Raw genomic sequence first — 1994 nt, 5'->3', positions numbered from 1 at the left:
GCCCCCCGCGTCCGCCACAGGCCGCCGATGCCGCCCATGCCGCCGATACCGCCCTTGCCGCCGATACCGCCGATGCCGCCCGTGCGCCGCGGCTCCGGCTCCCGCTGCACGGGGACGGACGCGGCCGAGCCCGGCGGCAGCGCGCCGCCGTTGGCCGCCGCCACCACGTCCTCCGGCTTGCCGAGCCGCCCCAGGATCTTCCGTACGGCGGACGCGCTCTCGGCGCCGCCGTCCGCCGACCGCATCCGGTCGATCTCCGTGCGCAGCCCGCCCACCAGGCGGGCGCGCTCGGCCGCCGTCATGGCCGTGCCGTGGGCCAGGTCGCCCACCCGGCTCAGATAGTCGAATACGAGCTGATCGCTCTCGATCCCCACCAAGTCCCCAACGGCTGCTCGCCCATCGCCTCTGCACCGAACCGTACCGCGCCCACCCCGCTACCGTGGGAGGGGTGAGCAGCGAGAAGAACGGCCCACAGGGACGGAGGGGTGCGCTGCACGGCGACGCGCCGCGCACCCTCGCCGAGGACCTGCGGGCACGCACCGACTCCGAACTCGCGGCGCTGCTGCGGATCCGCCCCGATCTGCTCTCGCCCGTGCCCGGCGACCTCACCCAGCTCGCGACCCGCGCGGGTACCCGGGCCTCGGTGGCGCGCGCCGTGGAGCGGCTGGACCAGTTCACCCTGCAGACGGCCCAGGCCCTCGCGCTGCTGCCCGCGGCCCCGGAGCCGTCCGCGCCGCCCGTGGTCGAGGCGCTGGGCGCGCTGCTCCCGGGCGACAGGGCCGCGGCCCGGCTCCCGCACGCCCTCGCGGCGCTGCGCGCGCAGGCGCTGGTGTGGGGCGCGGAGGACGCCCCCCGCCTGGTGCGCACCGCCCGCGAGCTGCTCACCGGCTCCTCCCCCACCGGGCTCGGGCCCACCCTCGCCGAGGCCGCCGCCGGGGCGAAGCTCTCCCCGGCCCGGCTCCAGGAGGCGCTGACCGCAGTCGGGCTCCCGGCGACACACGATCCGGTGAGCGCCCTCGCGGCCCTCACCCGGCTGTTCGGCGACGGGGAGCGGCTGGCCGCGCTGCTGGCCCAGGCGCCCGAGGGGGCCGAGGCCCTGCTCCGCAGGCTGGAGTGGGGCCCGCCGCACGGCACCGCCGACACCCGCGCCCCGTCCCCGGCGCTCGCCTGGCTCCTGGACCGCGCGCTGCTCGTCCCCGCGGGCCCCGGCACGGTCGTCCTGCCCCGCGAGGTCGCCCTGCGGCTGCGCGGCGGGCGCGCGCACCGCGCGCCCGAGCCGGACCCGCCGCCCCTCACCGGCCGGCAGGCCCGCACACACGAGGCGCGGACCGTGGACGGGACGGCCGCCGGCCAGGCCCTCGCGGCGCTCACGGCGGTGGAGGAGCTGCTGTCCTGCTGGGAGACCGAGCCCCCGGCCGTACTGCGCGCGGGCGGCCTGGGCGTACGCGACCTCAAGCGGACCGCGCTCGCCCTCGACGTCCCCGAGCCGACCGCCGCCTTCTGGGTCGAACTCGCCTACGCCGCCGGGCTGCTGGCGTCCGACGGCGAGGCCGACGAGGCGTACGCGCCCACGCCCGCCTACGACGACTGGCTCCGCCTCCCGCCCGCCGAGCGCTGGACCCGGCTCGCGGCCGCCTGGCTGGCGGCCACCCGGGTCGCCGGGCTGGCCGGGGAGCGGGACGCGAAGGGCCGGGCGCTCGCCCCGCTCGGCCCGGGGCTCGACCGCGGCCCGGCCCCCGGGATCCGCGCCCGCGTCCTGGCCCTGCTCGCCGGGCTGCCGCCGGGCACCGCGCCCGCGCCGGGGGCGCTGCGCGAACGGCTGCGCTGGGAGCGCCCGTTGCGCGGCCAGGACGCCGCGTACCCGGACGATCTGCGCTCCCGGCTGGTCTCCTGGACGGTCACGGAGGCGGAGACGCTGGGCGTCACCGGACGGGGCGCGCTGGCGAGCTACGCACGCCCCCTGCTGGCGCCCCCGGACCCTACCGACACCGCCC

The 1994-nt window shown here is 79.8% G+C and carries 2 pseudogenes; one reads left to right on the top strand and one right to left on the bottom strand.

Features of this window, described 5'->3' with window-relative positions:
- A pseudogene (locus G5C65_RS39905) lies at positions 1-374 on the bottom strand (hypothetical protein); the annotation flags it as partial.
- Between the two features lie 74 nt (positions 375-448).
- Here G5C65_RS39905 and G5C65_RS36285 point away from each other — a divergent pair.
- A pseudogene (locus G5C65_RS36285) lies at positions 449-1994 on the top strand (DNA-binding protein); the annotation flags it as partial.

This window comes from Streptomyces boncukensis, from assembly GCF_011045075.1.
Taxonomy (GTDB): domain Bacteria; phylum Actinomycetota; class Actinomycetes; order Streptomycetales; family Streptomycetaceae; genus Streptomyces; species Streptomyces boncukensis.
This window is presented reverse-complemented; position numbering and strand designations above follow the sequence as displayed.